This window comes from Nonomuraea sp. NPDC049504 (assembly GCF_040676845.1).
Classification (GTDB): Bacteria; Actinomycetota; Actinomycetes; order Streptosporangiales; family Streptosporangiaceae; genus Nonomuraea; species Nonomuraea salmonea.
Genome location: NZ_JBFAPT010000017.1, coordinates 59,402 through 75,207, shown reverse-complemented (window position 1 = coordinate 75,207; position 15,806 = coordinate 59,402). Strand labels below are relative to the sequence as shown.

General features: G+C 72.3%; 14 protein-coding genes. 6 read left to right on the top strand and 8 right to left on the bottom strand.

Going from position 1 to position 15,806, the window contains the following annotated elements; translation table 11 throughout:
• Positions 1–87: 87 nt before the first annotated feature.
• Together AB0K28_RS29740 and AB0K28_RS29735 are read left to right on the top strand one after the other, a co-directional pair.
• A complete protein-coding gene (locus tag AB0K28_RS29740) occupies positions 88–867 on the top strand; it encodes an electron transfer flavoprotein subunit beta/FixA family protein (protein ID WP_345389311.1) in 780 nt (259 codons plus the stop codon).
• A gap of 19 nt (positions 868–886) precedes the next feature.
• A complete protein-coding gene (locus tag AB0K28_RS29735; protein WP_364376531.1) occupies positions 887–1,840 on the top strand; it encodes an electron transfer flavoprotein subunit alpha/FixB family protein in 954 nt (317 codons plus the stop codon).
• 340 nt (positions 1,841–2,180) lie between these two features.
• Here AB0K28_RS29735 and AB0K28_RS29730 read toward each other — a convergent pair whose 3' ends face one another.
• From AB0K28_RS29730 to AB0K28_RS29705, 6 genes are all read right to left on the bottom strand, one after another.
• The gene (locus AB0K28_RS29730; protein WP_364376528.1) at positions 2,181–3,635 is read right to left on the bottom strand and encodes a HAMP domain-containing sensor histidine kinase; all 1,455 of its coding nucleotides are present in this window, start codon (positions 3,633–3,635) and stop codon (positions 2,181–2,183) included.
• On the bottom strand, positions 3,632–4,324 hold the full coding sequence (locus AB0K28_RS29725; RefSeq protein WP_345389305.1) for a response regulator transcription factor: 693 nt from the start codon (positions 4,322–4,324) through the stop codon (positions 3,632–3,634). Before AB0K28_RS29725 ends, AB0K28_RS29730 begins: the two co-directional genes overlap by 4 nt.
• A 28-nt stretch (positions 4,325–4,352) precedes the next feature.
• Positions 4,353–5,117, bottom strand: coding sequence for a hypothetical protein (locus AB0K28_RS29720; RefSeq protein WP_364376525.1), 765 nt, complete (start codon positions 5,115–5,117; stop codon positions 4,353–4,355).
• Entirely contained in the window at positions 5,114–6,013 is a 900-nt protein-coding gene (locus AB0K28_RS29715; RefSeq protein ID WP_364376522.1) for an ATP-binding cassette domain-containing protein, read from the bottom strand. The genes AB0K28_RS29720 and AB0K28_RS29715 overlap by 4 nt, the downstream gene beginning before the upstream one ends.
• A gap of 120 nt (positions 6,014–6,133) precedes the next feature.
• Positions 6,134–7,333: an MFS transporter gene (locus AB0K28_RS29710; RefSeq protein WP_364376519.1), complete on the bottom strand. Its 1,200-nt coding sequence runs from the start codon at positions 7,331–7,333 to the stop codon at positions 6,134–6,136.
• Positions 7,334–7,502: 169 nt separating this feature from the next.
• Positions 7,503–8,012: a TetR/AcrR family transcriptional regulator gene (locus AB0K28_RS29705; protein ID WP_345389297.1), complete on the bottom strand. Its 510-nt coding sequence runs from the start codon at positions 8,010–8,012 to the stop codon at positions 7,503–7,505.
• Between the two features lie 53 nt (positions 8,013–8,065).
• Between AB0K28_RS29705 and AB0K28_RS29700 the strand changes: the two genes are divergently transcribed.
• Positions 8,066–9,229 carry a cysteine desulfurase family protein gene (locus AB0K28_RS29700; RefSeq protein WP_364376516.1) on the top strand — a complete coding sequence of 388 codons (1,164 nt, stop codon included), beginning with the start codon at positions 8,066–8,068 and terminating at the stop codon, positions 9,227–9,229.
• A 147-nt stretch (positions 9,230–9,376) separates the two neighbouring features.
• On the opposite strand, the gene AB0K28_RS29695 is transcribed toward AB0K28_RS29700, so the two are convergent.
• Complete coding sequence (locus tag AB0K28_RS29695; protein ID WP_364376513.1) at positions 9,377–10,447, bottom strand: DUF695 domain-containing protein; 1,071 nt, start codon at positions 10,445–10,447, stop codon at positions 9,377–9,379.
• Positions 10,448–10,513: 66 nt separating this feature from the next.
• On the opposite strand from AB0K28_RS29695, the gene mnmA reads away from it, so the two are divergent.
• Entirely contained in the window at positions 10,514–11,572 is a 1,059-nt protein-coding gene (gene mnmA, locus AB0K28_RS29690; protein WP_345389291.1) for a tRNA 2-thiouridine(34) synthase MnmA, read from the top strand.
• Here mnmA and AB0K28_RS29685 read toward each other — a convergent pair.
• Complete coding sequence (locus AB0K28_RS29685; RefSeq protein ID WP_345389289.1) at positions 11,565–12,197, bottom strand: MBL fold metallo-hydrolase; 633 nt, start codon at positions 12,195–12,197, stop codon at positions 11,565–11,567. The two genes, mnmA and AB0K28_RS29685, sit on opposite strands and share 8 nt — an antisense overlap.
• Before the next feature lie 24 nt (positions 12,198–12,221).
• On the opposite strand from AB0K28_RS29685, the gene AB0K28_RS29680 reads away from it, so the two are divergent.
• Together AB0K28_RS29680 and ligA are read left to right on the top strand one after the other, a co-directional pair.
• Positions 12,222–13,223, top strand: a complete 1,002-nt coding sequence (locus tag AB0K28_RS29680) for a methionine synthase (protein ID WP_364376508.1) — start codon at positions 12,222–12,224, stop codon at positions 13,221–13,223.
• A gap of 65 nt (positions 13,224–13,288) precedes the next feature.
• Entirely contained in the window at positions 13,289–15,478 is a 2,190-nt protein-coding gene (gene ligA / locus AB0K28_RS29675; RefSeq protein WP_364376505.1) for an NAD-dependent DNA ligase LigA, read from the top strand.
• Positions 15,479–15,806 lie beyond the last annotated feature (328 nt).

The following is a 15,806-nucleotide window of genomic DNA, read 5'->3' as shown; positions in this document are numbered from 1 at the left end:
GGCACCTGGCAGTCTGGACAGATGGATTCGGCGCCCACCGCAACGAGGCGGGGGCGCAGGCGAACTACGGGAGGTCGGCCACCGGCCATGAACATCGTCGTCTGCGTGAAGCAGGTCCCCGACACGGCGACCGAGCGCAAGCTGCGGTCCGATGACAACACGCTCGACCGGGACGCCGCCGACGGCGTGGTCAACGAGCTTGACGAGTACGCGGTCGAGGAGGCACTGAAGCTCAAGGAGGCCCACGGCGGTGAGGTCACCGTCCTGACCATGGGCCCCGGCAAGGCCACCGAGACCATCCGCAAGGCTCTGGCCATGGGCGCCGACAAGGCCGTCCACCTGAGCGACGACGCGCTCCACGGCTCCGACGCGCTGTCCACCTCGTACGCGATGGCGCAGGTGCTCAAGAAGATCGGGTTCGACCTGGTCATCCTGGGCTCCGAGTCCACCGACGCCCGCACCGGCATGCTGCCGGCCATGCTGGCGGAGCGGCTCGGCACCCCGCAGCTCACGCTGGCCAACAAGGTCGAGGTCGACGGCGGCACGATCGCCGTGCAGCGGCTGGCCGACTACGGCTACGACCGCGTCGAGGCCACGCTGCCCGCCGTCGTCTCCGTGGTCGAGAAGATCAACGAGCCGCGCTACCCGTCGTTCAAGGGCATCATGGCGGCCAAGAAGAAGCCGGTCGAGACGCTCGCCATCGGCGACGCCTCCATCGACGCCGACCAGGTCGGCCTGGGCGCCGCCTGGTCCGAGGTGGTCGACTTCGCCCCGGCCCCGCCGCGCGCGGCCGGCACGATCGTCAAGGACGAGGGCGACGGCGGCGCGAACGCGGCCGACTTCCTGGCTTCCAAGAAGTTCATCTGAGAACGGGGGATTCACTGATATGTCGGACATTCTCGTTCTCGTCGAGCAGGTCGACGGTGAGGTCAAGAAGGTCACGCTCGAGCTGCTGACCCTGGCCCGCACCCTCGGCACGCCCGCCGCCGTCTGGGCCGGCCCCGGCATCACGCCCGAGGCCAAGGCCCGCCTCGCCGAGTACGGCGCCGACAAGATCTACGTCGCCGCCTCAGGCGACCTGGTCGAGCACGTCGTCGCGCCCAAGGCCGAGCTGCTCGCCCAGCTCGTCACCGAGAAGTCGGCGGCCGGCGTGCTCATCGCCGCCACCGCCGAGGGCAAGGAGATCGCCGGGCGGCTGGCCATCAAGACCGACTCCGGCGTCATCACCGACGCCGTCGGGGTCGGTGAGGGCTTCGTCGCCGACCAGTCCATCTTCGGCGGCGGCATCAACGTGCACGCGCGGGTCCGCAAGGGCACCCCCATCATCGCCGTACGCCCCAACTCCACCGCCCCCGTGCCGGCCGCCGGCGCGGGCACGGAGGAGGAGGTCACGGTCGCCCTGTCCGACGCCGCCAAGGCCGCCCGCGTGGTGGAGCGCGTCAAGCAGGAGAAGGGCGCCCGCCCCGAGCTGACCGAGGCCGCCATCGTCGTCTCCGGCGGTCGTGGCGTGGGCTCCGCCGAGAACTTCTCGGTCATCGAGGAGCTCGCCGACTCCCTGGGCGCCGCGGTGGGCGCCTCGCGCGCCGCCACGGACGCCGGCTGGTACCCGCACCAGTTCCAGGTGGGCCAGACCGGCAAGACCGTCTCGCCGCAGCTCTACATCGCGGCCGGCATCTCCGGCGCCATCCAGCACCGGGCCGGCATGCAGACGGCGAAGACGATCATCGCCATCAACAAGGACCCGGAGGCCCCGATCTTCGAGCTCGCCGACTACGGCGTAGTGGGCGACCTCCACCAGGTCGTCCCCCAGCTCACCGAAGAAATCAAGAAGCGCAAGTAAGCGACCCACCGAAGGGGCCGGCACGACTTCCGGCCCCTTCCGCTTACCCGGAGAAAGGGGTACCGCGCCCCGCGCCTGACCACGATCAAGCCCGCGTGCCGCCCCCTCCGCGCCCCCACGCTCCGTCGCCCTTCCGCCTCCGCGCGGCCGCGCTCCCGCGCCCCCTCCGGGCCTCCGCGCTTCTGCGCTTCTGCGCTTCCGTGCGGATTCCGGGTGTCTGCGCGCCTTGGGGTTCCTGCGTCTTCCGACCCCGTCCCACGCGCCTGCGCGTCCCGGCCGCTGCGTGGCGGCGCGGGTGTCAGGCGGTCTTGTGGTGGCTCAGCGGGTTGGTGGGGTGCGGTCAGGGTGAGGGGTCTTCGTGGGTGGGGAGGCGGATGCGGAAGGTCGCGCCTTGGGCGGGGGCCGTGTGCAGGTCCACGTGGCCGCCGTGGGCGGTGATGATCGAGCGGACGATCGCCAGGCCCAGGCCGGCGCCGCCCGTTGCGCGGGCACGGGAGGCGTCGGCGCGGTAGAAGCGGTCGAAGGCCCGGGCGGCCTCCTCCGGGGTGAGGCCGGGTCCCTCGTCCTCGATGACCAGCACCGACTCGCCGCCCTCGGTGCCGACGCCGATTCTGATCGGGGTGCCGGCGGGGGTGTGGGTGATGGCGTTGCCGACGAGGTTGCTGACGACCTGGCGCAGGCGGGCCTCGTCGCCCAGGACCGGTGCGGTGCCGGCGGGGCCGCCGGACGGGCCGGTGAAGGTGATGGGCCGGGTGGGGTCGAGGGCGGTGACGTCGTGGCGGGCGTCGGCGGCCAGCGTACGCAGATCCATGGGCGTCAGCTCCAGCCCGGGCCCGTCGTCCTCGTCGAGCCCGGCGAGCAGCAGCAGGTCGTCCACCAGCTTGGCGAGCCGCCCTGACTCGCTCTCGATGCGGGCCAGCGCGGGCCCGGCCTCGGTGCCGCCCATGCGGTACAGCTCGGAGAAGCCCTTGATGCCGAACAGCGGCGTACGCAGCTCATGGCTGACGTCCGCGACGAACCGCCGCATCCGCGCCTCGGAGTCGACCCTGGCGGTGACGCCCTGCTCGATCTGGGCGAGCATCGCGTTGATCGAGCGGGCCAGCCGCCCGACCTCGGTGCTGGCGGGCCCTGGCGAGGGCACCCGCCTGGACAGGTCGCCCCCGGCGATGGCCGCCGCCGTCTCCTCCACGCGCCGCAGCGGGGCCAGCCCGGCCCGGATGGCCAGCCCGCCGACCAGGGCGAGCACGGCGAGCAGGATCCCTCCGGCGACGTAACAGACGACCCACATGCGATCGACGGTGGAGTGCAGCCCGTCCAGCGACACCGCCGCCACCACGCCCGTGTGCCCCACCTCGGCACTGGTACGCCGGGCCGGCAGCGCCACCGCCCGCCACTCGGTGCCGTCCGCGTCCCGCACGGTGAACGGCCGCCCGCCCCGTTCGGCGATGGCCGCCGTGTCGAGCCGGGGCAGGTCGATGCCGCTCTCGCCGAACGCGCGCAGCACCCGGCCGTCGGGCGCCAGGTAGGCCGCGTGGATCCGGCTGACGAGGTCGAGATCGGTGAGGACCATCGGAGTGTCGCCTGCCCGGGTGCTGAGCGCGGTGGCCAGCTCCGGCGGCACCGCCGACATCGCCACGCCCATGGGGGCGAGCTGGGCGTCCACGCGGGCCATGAGCTGCGTTTCGAGCTGGCGTACGAGCACCGACCCGATCACCGCCAGCCCCACGACGAGCAGCAGGACCGTGATGGCCAGCAGCCGCGCGCGCAGCGAGAGCCCGCGCAGCCGGGCGATCACGGCTTCGGGCGGCGCAGGACGTAGCCGACGCCGTGCACGGTGTGGATCAGCTTGGGCGAGTCGCCGGAGTCGAGCTTGCGGCGCAGGTAGCTGATGTAGGTGTCGACGATGCTGGTGTCGCCCGCGAAGTCGTAACGCCAGACGTGGTCGAGGATGCTCGCCTTGGGCAGGACGCGGCCCGCGTTGAGCACGAGGTGGTGAAGGAGCCTGAACTCGGTGGGCGACAGGCGTACCGGCCGCCCGGCTCTGGTGACCTGGTGGCCGTCGGGATCGACCTCCAGGTCGCCGACCACCAGCGTGTGGTCGCCGGCGCCGGTGCGCCGCAGGATGGCCCGGATCCGCGCCAGCAGCTCCTCCAGGTCGAACGGCTTGGTGACGTAGTCGTCGCCGCCCAGCCGCAACCCGTTGATCTTGTCGGTCTTGGCGTCGCGGGCGGTCAGGAAGAGCACCGGCACCGGCCGGCCGTCGGCCCTGGGCAGGGCGCGCAGCCGGCGCAGCACCTCGAACCCGTCGAGGTCGGGCAGCATGACGTCGAGCAGCACCAGGTCGGGCGGCTCGCGCCGGGCCTCCTCCAGCGCCTGGACGCCGTCGGCCGCCGAGCCCACCTCGAAGCCCGCGAAGCGCAGCGTCGCCGACAGCAGCTCTCTGACGGTGGGCTCGTCGTCGACCACCAGCAGCCGCTCGGCCAAGTGAGCCACCTCCCGAGGTCCAGGGTATTCAGGCGTCCCGGTTCCTGAACCGGGCGAAGGCCACGGCCACCATGACCGCGACGAAGGTCACGACGATCCCGTACGCCACCGGATCCGGCAGCACCGACGACCCGTAGATCGCCTTGAAGGGCGCAGCGTTGGGCCAGAACGATTCGACGAAGCCCCCCACGGCGGCGGGCATCACGTCCGACAGCGCGGGCAGCAGCAGGAAGGCGACGGCGATGTTGACCGCGGCGGCGGTGCCGCGCAGCAGGAAGCCGAGCGCCAGGCCGAACAGCGCGATCAGCGTCAGCACGACCGGCCCGATGAGCAGGAAGCGCATCGCGGCCGGCTCGCCCGGCATCGCGGCCGGCACGCCGTTCGACGCCAGTGTGCTCTGCCCGACCGTGAACATCAGCACGACCGACGCCACGCTCACCGGCAGGGCGGTCAGCACCGTCATGCCCGCCTTGGCGGCCAGCAGCCGGCTGCGCCTGCCGACCGCGGCCATGCTCGCCGCCATGGTGCCGGAGCCGTACTCGGAGGAGACCACCAGCACCCCGATGCCGGCGATGAGCAGCTGGACCAGGAACACCCCCCGCATGCCGCTCTCGACGGGGGAGAAGTCGAGCTGCTCCTGCGGGGTGGAGGTGACGTAGTCGGTGACACCGGCGTTGCCGAACATCCAGCCCAGGAACGCCGACATGGCGACCGCCGCCACCGCCAGCACCATGGTGGCCCGGACGCTGCTGAACTTGGTCCACTCGGCCTTGAGCACCGGGGTCTCAATCATCGGGCCGCTCCGTACTCGACGGCGTCGCGGGTCAGCTCCATGAACGTCTCCTCCAACGAGGGGCCGCGGGCGCTCAGCTCGTGCAGGGTGACGTTCTCGGCGGCGGCCAGCCGGCCGACGTCGGGCGCGGTCATGCCGGTGACCAGCAGCTCCCCGGAAAGGCCCGGATCGACGCGGGCGCCCGACAGCTCCAGCCGCCGGGCGAAGGAGCCGGCGTCCGGCGTGCGGACCACCACCAGCTGGTCCGACCCGGTGAAGTCAGCGATGTCGCCCTCGGCGAGCAGCCGTCCCTTGCCGACCACCACCAGCCGGTCGGCGGTCATCGCCATCTCGCTCATCAGGTGGCTGGAGACCAGCACCGTACGCCCCTCGGCCGCCCACCCCCGCATCAGCGTGCGCGCCCACCGCACGCCCTCCGGGTCGAGCCCGTTGACCGGCTCGTCGAGCAGCAGCACCGGCGGGTCGCCCAGCAGCGCGGCGGCGATGCCCAGCCGCTGGCCCATGCCCAGCGAGAACCGGCCCGCCCGCCGGTCCGCCGCGTCCGCCAGCCCGACCAGGTCGAGCACCTCGCGCACGCGGGTGTCCGGGATGCCGTTCGTCTGGGCGAGGAAGAGCAGGTGCTTGTACGCGGACCTGTTCGGGTGCACGGCGGAGGCGTCCAGCAGCGAGCCGATCGTGTGCAGCGGGTGCCGCAGCTCGCGGTACGGCCTGCCCATGACCGTGGCAGAACCGGACGTGGGCAGGTCGAGGCCCAGGATCATGCGCATGGTCGTGCTCTTGCCGGCGCCGTTGGGGCCGAGGAAGCCGGTGACGAGGCCCGGCCGTACGGTGAAGGTGAGATCATCTACGGCGGCGTGCTCGCCGTAGCGTTTGGTCAGTCCATTGAGCTGGATCATGCGACCCAGCCTGCGGCGGCCGTCTGGGGGCGTTCTGAACGGTTCTGTGAGTTCTCTGTGAGCGCGGACGGCCCCACATGGTGACGTGGTGACCGCCCGCGCGGAACCCACAGAGAATTCTCAGGCGGCGGCCCTGACCGGCTGGGGCTCGGGCTCGGGCTCCGGCAGGTGGGTCACCGTGGCCGGCTCGCGGCCCGGGAGCAGCCGCGACGACAGCGCGATCAGCAGCCCCAGGAGGACGCCGATGCCCAGCGCCGTACGCAGCCCCGCGGCGTCCGACAGGAACCCGATCACCACGGGGCCGAGCAGCAGCCCGGCGTACCCCATGGCGCCGGCCTGCGCGATCGCAGGACCAGGCGTGCCGGTCGCGGTGCCCGCGAGCGACAGCGTCAGCGGCGAGATCGTCGCCACGCCGAGCCCGACGAAGAACATCGCCGCCACGGCCACCACCGCCGCGGGAGCCAGCAGCACGACCGCGAAGAACCCGGCCGTCGCCACCCCCGACACGGTCAGCATGCCGCGCACCCCGAACCTGACCCGCAGCCGGTCACCGGTCAGCCGGGCGATGAGCATGCCCACCTCGAACACCGGGTAGCCGAGCGCCGCCACGGCCTCGGGCGCGCCCAGCTCGTCGCGCAGGTAGAGGCCGTTCCAGTCGGCCACCGTGCCCTCGACCATGAACGCGAAGAACATGATCGCGCCCAGCAGGTAGACGACCGGCGGCAGGCGGCGCCGCCCTTGCGCGGGGGTCTCGACGGCCGGCGGCTCAGGCAGGTACGTGCGGCCGAGCAGCACCATGACCGGCAGCGAGAGCAGGCCGATCAGCGTGACGTGCACGGTGAACGGCAGCCCGGCGGCGATGGCCAGGGCGCCCAGCGCGCCCGCCGAGATGGCGCCCACGCACCAGCCGGCGTGCATGCCGTTCATCAGCGGCCGCCGGTACGCCTGCTCGACGGCCGAGCCCTGGGCGTTCATGGCGACGTCCATGACGCCGAAGGCCATGCCGAACAGCACCACGGCCGTCAGCAGCAGCGGCAGGTCGGGGGCGAGGCCCACGCCGAACAGGCTCAGCGCCGTCAGAGGACCACCTGCCCGCAACACCGCCCTGCTGCCCACGCGCGCCATGACGCGGCGCATGGACTGCATCGTCACCAGGGCGCCCAGGCCCCATGCCAGCAGGATCGTCCCGACCATGGCCTCGGACAGGCCGAGTTTGTCGGTCAGGGCGGGGATGCGCACGGTCATCGTGCCCACCATCAGGCCGGCAAGGACAAAGGTGAGGACCGCCCCGTGACGGGCACTCCTCAGCTCGCGGGTCATAAGGCCACACCTCACTGAAGTCGTACGTGTTCTTGGTCATGCGTCAGAGCGCGCCGGATCGTTCCGGCACGCCGAGCGCCGCACCGGGAGCCGGTGCGGCGCACGTCAAAGGGGCGCCGTCAAGGCGCCCTGCGGGGGGAGGGGGAAGGTGCCCGGAAGGGGCGTCGGCTCAGCCGGGGGTGAGCAGCGCGGACAGGCGGCGTTCGAGAGCCTGGAGGTCCTCTTCGCTGTTGAGCTCGGGGTCGTGGCTCGCGACGTCCCACAGCCCTTCACAGGCCAGCCGGACGATCTGCGCGGCCAGCGGATCGGGCTCGTCGCTCAACCCCTCGCGGTGCCATCGGGCCATCGCCTCGCGCAGCGGAGCGAGCAGGAACAGGTTGCCCGACGCCCCCGTGACGACGGCCCACCGTCGCAGGCGGCCGGAACGTACGGCGGCCAGCGTCGCGCCCAGATAGCGCTCGGTGTAGGTGGCACCCGGCTGGGCGGCCACGAGCTCGTCGAAGTCGTCGATCAGCCGCTCCACCATGCCCCTGATCAGGTCATCCTTGGAGCCATAGTGATAGAGCAGGCCGCCTTTGCTCACGCCCGCCCGTTCGGCCACCGCGGCCAGGGTGAGCGCGGTCGAGCCCTGGTCGCAGAGGAGCTCCTCCGCCGCGTCCAACAGCTCGTCCCTTCGCATGCCTTAACTGTACCGTCCGGACGGTACAGTCGCAAACGAGATACCCTGGGCGGGTGACCAGACCGTCGGCCTATCTTGATCATGCAGCCACCACCCCCATGCTGCCCGAGGCGATCGAGGCCATGACGGATCAACTCAAACGCGTCGGAAATGCTTCCTCGCTGCACGCGGCGGGTCGCCAGGCGCGCAGGGTGGTCGAAGAGGCCCGGGAGACGATAGCCGACGCGCTCGGCGCCCGGCCCAGCGAGGTCGTCTTCACCTCCGGCGGCACCGAGGCCGACAACCTCGCCATCAAGGGCCTCTACTGGGCGCGCCGCCCGCGCCGCCGGGTGCTCATCAGCTCCGTCGAGCACCACGCCGCGCTCGACCCCGCCCACTGGCTGGCCGACAGCCAGGGCGCCGAGCTGGAGCTGCTCGAGGTCGACGAGCTCGGCCGGGTCCACCCCGAGACGCTGCGCGCCGCCATCGAGCGCGACCCCGACGACGTCGCCATGGTCAGCATCATGTGGGCCAACAACGAGGTCGGCACCGTCCAGCCGGTCCACGTGCTGGCCGCCATCGCCCACGACCACGGCATCCCGTTCCACAGCGACGCCGTGCAGGCCGTCGGGCAGCTGCCGGTGTCGTTCTCCGGCTCGGGCGCCGACGCGGTCACCATCAGCGGCCACAAGGTCGGCGGGCCCATCGGGGTCGGGGCGCTGCTGCTGGCCAGGGGGGTCACCCCGGTGTCGGTGCTGCACGGCGGCGGCCAGGAGCGCGACGTGCGCTCAGGCACGCTCGACGCGCCCGCCATCGCCGGGCTCGCCGCCGCCGTCTCCGTCGCCGTACGCGAGCAGGAGACCCTCGCCCGCCGTCTGTCGGCGCTGCGCGACGAGCTCATCCTGCGCGTCCGCGACGCCGTGCCCGACGTGGTGCTCAACGGCGACCCCGACGACCGGCTGCCCGGCAACGCCCACTTCTCCTTCCCCGGCTGCGAGGGCGACGCGCTGCTCATGCTGCTCGACGCCAAGGGCGTCGAGTGCTCCACCGGGTCGGCCTGCTCGGCCGGGGTGGCGCAGCCGTCCCACGTGCTGCTGGCCATGGGCGCCGACGCGGCCACCGCCCGCGGCTCGCTCCGCTTCACCCTCGGCCACACCTCCACCCGCGAAGACGTGGACCGCCTGATCGAGGTGCTGCCCGCCGCCGTCGAACGCGCCCGCCGCGCCGGCCTCAGCTGACTTCCCCGCCTCAACCGGTCCCGCGCCGGCCTCGGCCGACCCCGCGCCGGCCTCAGCCGGCCCCGCCTCAATCAGCCCCGCGCCTGCCTCGGCCGACCCGGTCTCAACCGCTCCCGCGCCTGCCTCGGCCGGCCTCCCGCCCCAGGCTCAGGTCAGGAAGGGGGCGATGGCCGTCCAGGCCGGGTCGTGGGCGACGTCGACCCGCGGCTTGCCCTCGTCCCAGCCGGCGGCCAGCTCCTCGGCGTGGGTGACGGCGTCGCCCGCAGGGTCGGCGTAGACGTGGACGACGCGATGCCCCTCGGCGCTCAGGTGCACCGCGATCACCGCCTCGTCGCGCCGCTTGGCCAGCCGCGCGGCCAGGCGCTCCTCGAAGTCGCGCAGCGCGGTCACCGAGTCGCCCGCGGGCAGGCCGTTGTCGTCGCGGTGCGCGTACGGGAGCGTGATCGCGATGTGCCGGTCGCAGAGCGGATGATCGACGGGACGCAAGGGATAGCGGACGGTGGCCACCAGCGCGGCGCCGCCGCCGGTCTGACCCTCCATCAGCACCCACTCGTCCTCGCCGGCCCCGCCGGCCCCGCCGGCCCCGCCGGCCACGTCGGCGACGACGGCGGGCAGGTGGACGGCCGCGACGGCGTCGATCGGCTCGAACGTGACCGCCGTGATCTCGCCCACCCACCGGGCGACGTCGTCCTCGCCGAGCAGCCAGTCGAGGGCGAGCAGCGCGCTCTCCAGCCGGGTGTCCTCGTCGAGCTCGCCGAAGATCGGGTGGTAGGCGGCGACGTCGACCCGGGCCTGGTTGCGCGGCACCCGCAGCCCCAGCGTCAGCTTGTCGAGCCCGAACGTCAGCCCGCCCACGTCGAGGGCCAGCTCGCCGGCGCGCGGATTGGCCTGGCGCGACGGGTGGAACTCCCACAGCAGGTCGGCGGGCGGCGCCCCCTTGACCCAGCGGTGGGCCAGCGAGCGCAGCTCGGCGTCGCCGGCCGCGGTCACCACGAGGGCGTGCGCGGCCTCCTTGCCGGGCGCCACCTCCCAGACCAGCCCCGGATCGATCGCGGAGACCGCGGGAGCCAGCAGCTCCTCGAGGTCGCCGGTCTCGCCGGATGCCACCAGTGAGTCGAGCCGCGGCCTGGTCTCCTGCCACCACGTCCAGAATCCGGCGATGGCCTCGCCCTGCCGGCCCGCCCCTTCGTCTGCGTCTTTGCGCCCGAACAGTCGCATGGCCGAATCCTTCCAGACCGAGCCCATGGTCGCGCACTCCCGGCCGGACAGTACGCTGGAAGCGTCATGGGACTGCGAGTGCTTGCCGCCATGTCGGGCGGCGTCGATTCAGCGGTGGCCGCTGCCCGCATCGCGGAGGCAGGTCACGACGTCACGGGTGTGCATCTCGCGTTGTCGGCCAACCCCCAATCCCATCGCACGGGGGCCAGGGGCTGCTGCACGATCGAGGACTCCCGTGACGCGCGCCGCGCGGCCGACGTCATCGGCATCCCGTTCTACATCTGGGACATGGCCGAGCGTTTCCAGCGCGACGTGGTGGAGGACTTCGTCGCCGAATACGCAGCGGGCCGCACGCCCAACCCGTGCCTGCGGTGCAACGAGAAGATCAAGTTCTCGGCGGTCCTCGACCGCGCGCTGGCGCTGGGCTTCGACGCGGTCGCCACGGGCCACCACGCCAGACTGGTCGACGGCGTGCTGTCGCGCAGCGTCGACGAGGGCAAGGACCAGTCCTACGTGCTGGGCGTGCTCACCCGCGAGCAGCTCGGCCACGCGATCTTCCCGCTGGGCGACTCCACCAAGGCCGAGGTGCGCGAAGAGGCCGCCCGGCGCGGCCTGACCGTGGCCGACAAGCCCGACAGTCACGACATCTGCTTCATCGCCGACGGCGACACCCGCGGCTTCCTCGCCGAGCGGCTCGGCTCGGCCGAGGGCCCGATCGTCGACCAGAGCGGCGAGGTGGTGGGCAGCCACCAGGGCGCCCACGGGTTCACCGTCGGCCAGCGCAAGGGCCTGCGCATCGACCGCCCGGCGCCCGACGGCCGGCCCCGCTACGTGCTGTCCATCGAGCCGGTCTCCAACACGGTCACGGTGGGCCCGCGCTCGGCGCTGCAGGTCACCACGATCGTCTGCGGCCGCCCGGTGTGGAACGGCCCGTCCCGCTTCGACGATCTGACCGTGCAGCTCAGGGCGCACGGCGAGGTCTATCCCTGCCGGCTCGACGAGACCGGCGGCGGGCTGACCATCGAGCTCGACCGGCCCGCCACGGGCGTCGCCGCCGGGCAGGCCGCCGTGCTCTACTCCGGGCCGACGGTCATCGGGTCGGCCACGATCATGTCGGCTAGCTGATCGTCACCGACTCGCCGACCGGGATGCGGCGGATGTCGGCCTGCTGCTTGTCGGCCTCCATGCGCAGCCAGTTGTCCACGAGGCCGAGGCCGATCTCGCCGTAGAGGGCGTCGTGCGTCGAGTACGCCCGCGCCGGCCGGAGCTTGCGCAGATATTCCACCACCTCGCCGAGCTTGAGCCACGGAGCACTCGTCGGCACCAGCAGCGTGGGCACCTCGACGCCGGGGTCGGTCAGCGCGTCACCCGGGTAGAACACCTCGTCGTCCAGCAAAAAACCGACATTCTGGACGATCGCCATGTCGGGGTGGTTGAAGGCGTGCCACTCGCCGAACACCTCGACCCTGAACCCGGCCGCCTCGAAGCCGTCACCCGCGCGGACGACCTGGACCTTCCCCGGCACCTCGGTCAGCCCGGCCGCGACGGCCTCGCACGTGTAGATCTCCAGGCCGGGCGATGCCGCCTTGAGCTTGTCGACGTCCACGTGGTCGGCGTGCTCGTGCGTGATGAGCACCGCGTCGGCGCCGTCGAGCACCGGGCCCTTCGTGAACGCGCCCGGGTCGATGACCAGCACCTTGCCGTTCTTCTCCACGCGTACGCAGGCGTGGTCATGTTTCGTGAGCTTCATGCGACAGAGCCTACGCTTGTGCCCATGTCTACTGAGCCCGTGTCCACATGGGAAGCCTCAGGGGTCGGCTCGCACCCCGGCACTGATCATCTCGAGGCTGTCAGGGTCGTGTTCGGAGAGGTGCCAGGGCTGCCGTACCTCCCCGAACTGCCCGCCAGGGGCGTCGGCGCCGACATGGTCGGACGGACGGCGGCGCTGCTCGTCGACCTGCCCGTCGAGGTGCAGCCGTCGGGCTGGCGGCTGACCGACCGGCCGGGGCGCGACCACCAGCGGGCCGTCGATCATCTGCGGCGTGACCTCGACGGGCTGGAGGAGGTCGGCCACGACTACGCGGGGCCGCTGAAGCTGCAGGTCTGCGGGCCGTGGACGCTGGCGGCGACGATCGAGCTCAAGCACGGCGACAAGATGCTCTCCGACGCGGGCGCCGTACGCGACCTGACGGCCTCGCTGGCCCAGGGGGTGGCCGAGCACTGCGCGGAGGTGCGCAGGCGGCTGCCCGGGGTGACGGACATCGTGCTGCAGCTCGACGAGCCGGGGCTGCCTGGGGTGCTGGCCGGCACGGTGCCGACGGCGTCCGGGTTCGGGCGGCTCGCGGCGGTCGAGGAGTGGCGGGTGGAGGAGTCGCTGCGCTCGTTCGAAGCCGCGGTGGTGCACTGCTGCGCGCCCGGGGTGCCGTACGCGCTGCTGCGGCGGGCCGGGGTGCGCGGCGTGTCGGTGGACGCGTCGCTCATGCGGCGGCGCGATGAGGACGAGCTGGGCGAGCTGTTCGAGGCGGGGATGACGCTGTTCATGGGCGTCGTGCCCGGCAGGGACACCCGGCTGCCCGACGTGGGCGTGGTCGCCAAGCCGGCCGTCGAGCTGTGGCGGCGGCTCGGGTTCGCCGCCGACCGGCTGGCCGGGCAGGTCGTGCTGACCCCGGCGTGCGGGCTCGCGGGCGCGTCTCCCGCGTACGCGCGGGCGGCGCTGGCGGCGTGCAGGAGGGCGGCTCAGGTGCTGCGTGACGATCCCGCGAACCAGGGCGGCTGAGCCATGGTTTTGTCGGTGGTCGGCGGTAGCGTTTGCTCAGGTCGTCGTACGGAAGGAGACGCTGCGTGAGTGAGCCAGGCGCCGAGGTCGAGGGCGTGCCGGTGGCCGCGCTCAAGCGGCATGCCGAGCTGAGTGATCTGGTCGAGGACGCGCGCTGGCGCTACTACGTGCTCGACCAGCCCACGGTGAGCGACGCCCAGTTCGACGAGTGGTTCAGAGAGCTGCTGGCGCTGGAGGAGGCGCACCCCTCGCTGCAGACGCCCAAGTCGCCCACCCAGAAGGTGGGCGCGCCGGTGTCGGGCGACTTCGCGAAGGTCCAGCACCTCAACCGCATGGAGAGCCTCGACAACGCCTTCAACGCCGACGACATGCTCGCCTGGATGCAGCGGGCCGAGCGCCTGGCCGAGGGCGACCCTGGCCCCTATCTCTGCGAGCTCAAGATCGACGGGCTGGCCATCGCGCTGGTCTACCGCGACGGCAAGCTGGAGCGCGGCGCCACCCGCGGCGACGGCCGCACCGGCGACGACGTCACGGCCAACGTCCGCACGATCAAGGGCATCCCCCACCGGCTCAAGGGCGACGACGTGCCGAGCCTGGTCGAGGTGCGCGGCGAGGTCTACATCCCGGTCGAAGACTTCCAGAAGCTCAACGAGCAGCTCGTCGAGCAGGGCAAGCCGCCGTTCGCCAACCCGCGCAACTCCGCGGCCGGCACGCTGCGGCAGAAGGACCCGCGCATCACCGCCCAGCGGCCGCTGCGCATGCTGGTCCACGGCATCGGCGTGTGGGAGGGCGCGGCGGAGCCGCGCGCCCAGTCCGAGGTCTACGACCGGCTGCGCGAGTTCGGGCTGCCGGTCAGCGACCTCTACAAGGTCGTGCCGGGGCTCGACGAGGTCAACGAGTTCATCGAGCACTACCGCGTGCACCGCCACGACCCGCCCTACGAGATCGACGGCGTCGTGGTCAAGGTCGACGACTTCCGCACCCAGCGGGAGCTGGGCTCCACCTCGCGGGCGCCGCGCTGGGCGATGGCGTACAAATATCCGCCCGAAGAGGTCAACACCAAGCTGCGCGACATCCAGGTCGGGGTCGGGCGCACGGGGCGGGTGACGCCGTTCGGGGTGATGGAGCCGGTGTCGGTGTCCGGCTCGACGGTCGAGCGGGCCACGCTCCACAACGCCGCGATCGTGAAGAAGAAGGGCGTGCTCATCGGCGACACGGTGGTGCTGCGCAAGGCCGGTGACGTCATCCCCGAGATCGTCGGCCCCGTTGTGCCGCTGCGCGACGGGTCGGAGCGCGAGTTCGTGATGCCGACCCACTGTCCCGAGTGCGGCACGCTGCTGGCCTACGAGAAGGAGGGCGACGCCGACCTGCGCTGCCCCAACGCGCGCGGCTGCCCCGCGCAGATCCGCGAGCGGCTGTTCTTCGCCGCCGGGCGGCGCGCCCTCGACATCGACGGGCTCGGCTACGTCGCGGCCACCGCGCTCTCCCAGCCGCTGCCGCCGCAGGAGCCGGTGGTGCGCACCGAGGCCGACCTGTTCGACCTGACCCTCGATCGGCTCATCCCGATCAGGTCGGTGGTGCGCGACCAGGAGACCGGGCTGCCCAAGATCGACCCGAAGACGGGCCAGGAGAAGGTCGTCACGTTCTTCTCCAACATCAACGGCGAGCCCAGCCAGAACGCGCTGCGGCTGATGGAGGAGCTCGAGCGGGCCAAGCAGTCCTCGCTCGCGCAGGTGCTGGTGGCCCTGTCGATCCGGCACATCGGCCCGCCCACCGCCCGCGCGCTGGCCGACGCCATGCGCTCGATCGACGCGATCATGAACGCCTCCGAGGAGGAACTGGCCGCCGTCGAGGGCATCGGGCCCAGGGTGGCGGCCACGATCAAGGAGTGGTTCGAGGTCGACTGGCATCGCGAGATCATCGAGCGGTGGCGGGCGGCCGGGGTCCGCATGGAGGACGAGCCCGCGCCCGAGAAGGGGCCGCAGACCTTGGAGGGCCTGACCTTCGTGGTGACCGGCACTCTCGAGGGCTACACCCGCGACACCGCGGCCGACGAGCTGACCAGCAGGGGCGGCAAGGTGTCCAGCTCGGTGTCGAAGAAGACCTCGTTCCTGATCGCGGGGGAGAACGCGGGCTCGAAATACGACAAGGCGGTCGATCTCGGGGTCCCCATCCTCGACGGCGCCGGCTTCGAGGTGCTGCTGAAGGACGGCCCCGAGGCAGCGGCCGAGGCCGCCACCAAACCCGAGTCCTGACGGAGGTAGTGGGAGGGGGTTCGTTCGCGGGCGCGGGCGGGCCCCCTTTCGCTTGCTGGACCCCCTTTCGGCGCGCCGTCTACAAGACCGACCCCGACACGCGCGTCACCCACGCCGCTCAGGGGGAGTGGGAGGGGGGTTGCTCGCGTCCGCGGGCGACCCCCTTTCGCTTGGCTGATCCCTTGCGGCACGCCCTCTACAAGACAAACCCAGACCTGTGTGTCGCGCCCACGCCGCTAGCAGGGCTAGGGGAGCGCGTCCCGAGCGGGTTTTCGGGTTGCTGGGTTGTGCGGTTGGCGGTCTTTTTCGGGGGTGTGGGGTGCCGGGT

What these genes read in the sequence shown, in the direction of transcription:
- AB0K28_RS29740 (WP_345389311.1), top strand. Translation starts at nt 88, where the DNA reads ATGAACATCGTCGTCTGCGTGAAGCAGGTCCCCGACACGGCGACCGAG.
- AB0K28_RS29680 (WP_364376508.1), top strand. Translation starts at nt 12,222, where the DNA reads ATGTCTACTGAGCCCGTGTCCACATGGGAAGCCTCAGGGGTCGGCTCG.
- AB0K28_RS29685 (WP_345389289.1), bottom strand. Translation starts at nt 12,197, where the DNA reads ATGAAGCTCACGAAACATGACCACGCCTGCGTACGCGTGGAGAAGAAC.
- AB0K28_RS29720 (WP_364376525.1), bottom strand. Translation starts at nt 5,117, where the DNA reads ATGATTGAGACCCCGGTGCTCAAGGCCGAGTGGACCAAGTTCAGCAGC.
- mnmA (WP_345389291.1), top strand. Translation starts at nt 10,514, where the DNA reads ATGGGACTGCGAGTGCTTGCCGCCATGTCGGGCGGCGTCGATTCAGCG.
- AB0K28_RS29710 (WP_364376519.1), bottom strand. Translation starts at nt 7,333, where the DNA reads ATGACCCGCGAGCTGAGGAGTGCCCGTCACGGGGCGGTCCTCACCTTT.
- AB0K28_RS29705 (WP_345389297.1), bottom strand. Translation starts at nt 8,012, where the DNA reads ATGCGAAGGGACGAGCTGTTGGACGCGGCGGAGGAGCTCCTCTGCGAC.
- AB0K28_RS29715 (WP_364376522.1), bottom strand. Translation starts at nt 6,013, where the DNA reads ATGATCCAGCTCAATGGACTGACCAAACGCTACGGCGAGCACGCCGCC.
- AB0K28_RS29695 (WP_364376513.1), bottom strand. Translation starts at nt 10,447, where the DNA reads ATGCGACTGTTCGGGCGCAAAGACGCAGACGAAGGGGCGGGCCGGCAG.
- AB0K28_RS29735 (WP_364376531.1), top strand. Translation starts at nt 887, where the DNA reads ATGTCGGACATTCTCGTTCTCGTCGAGCAGGTCGACGGTGAGGTCAAG.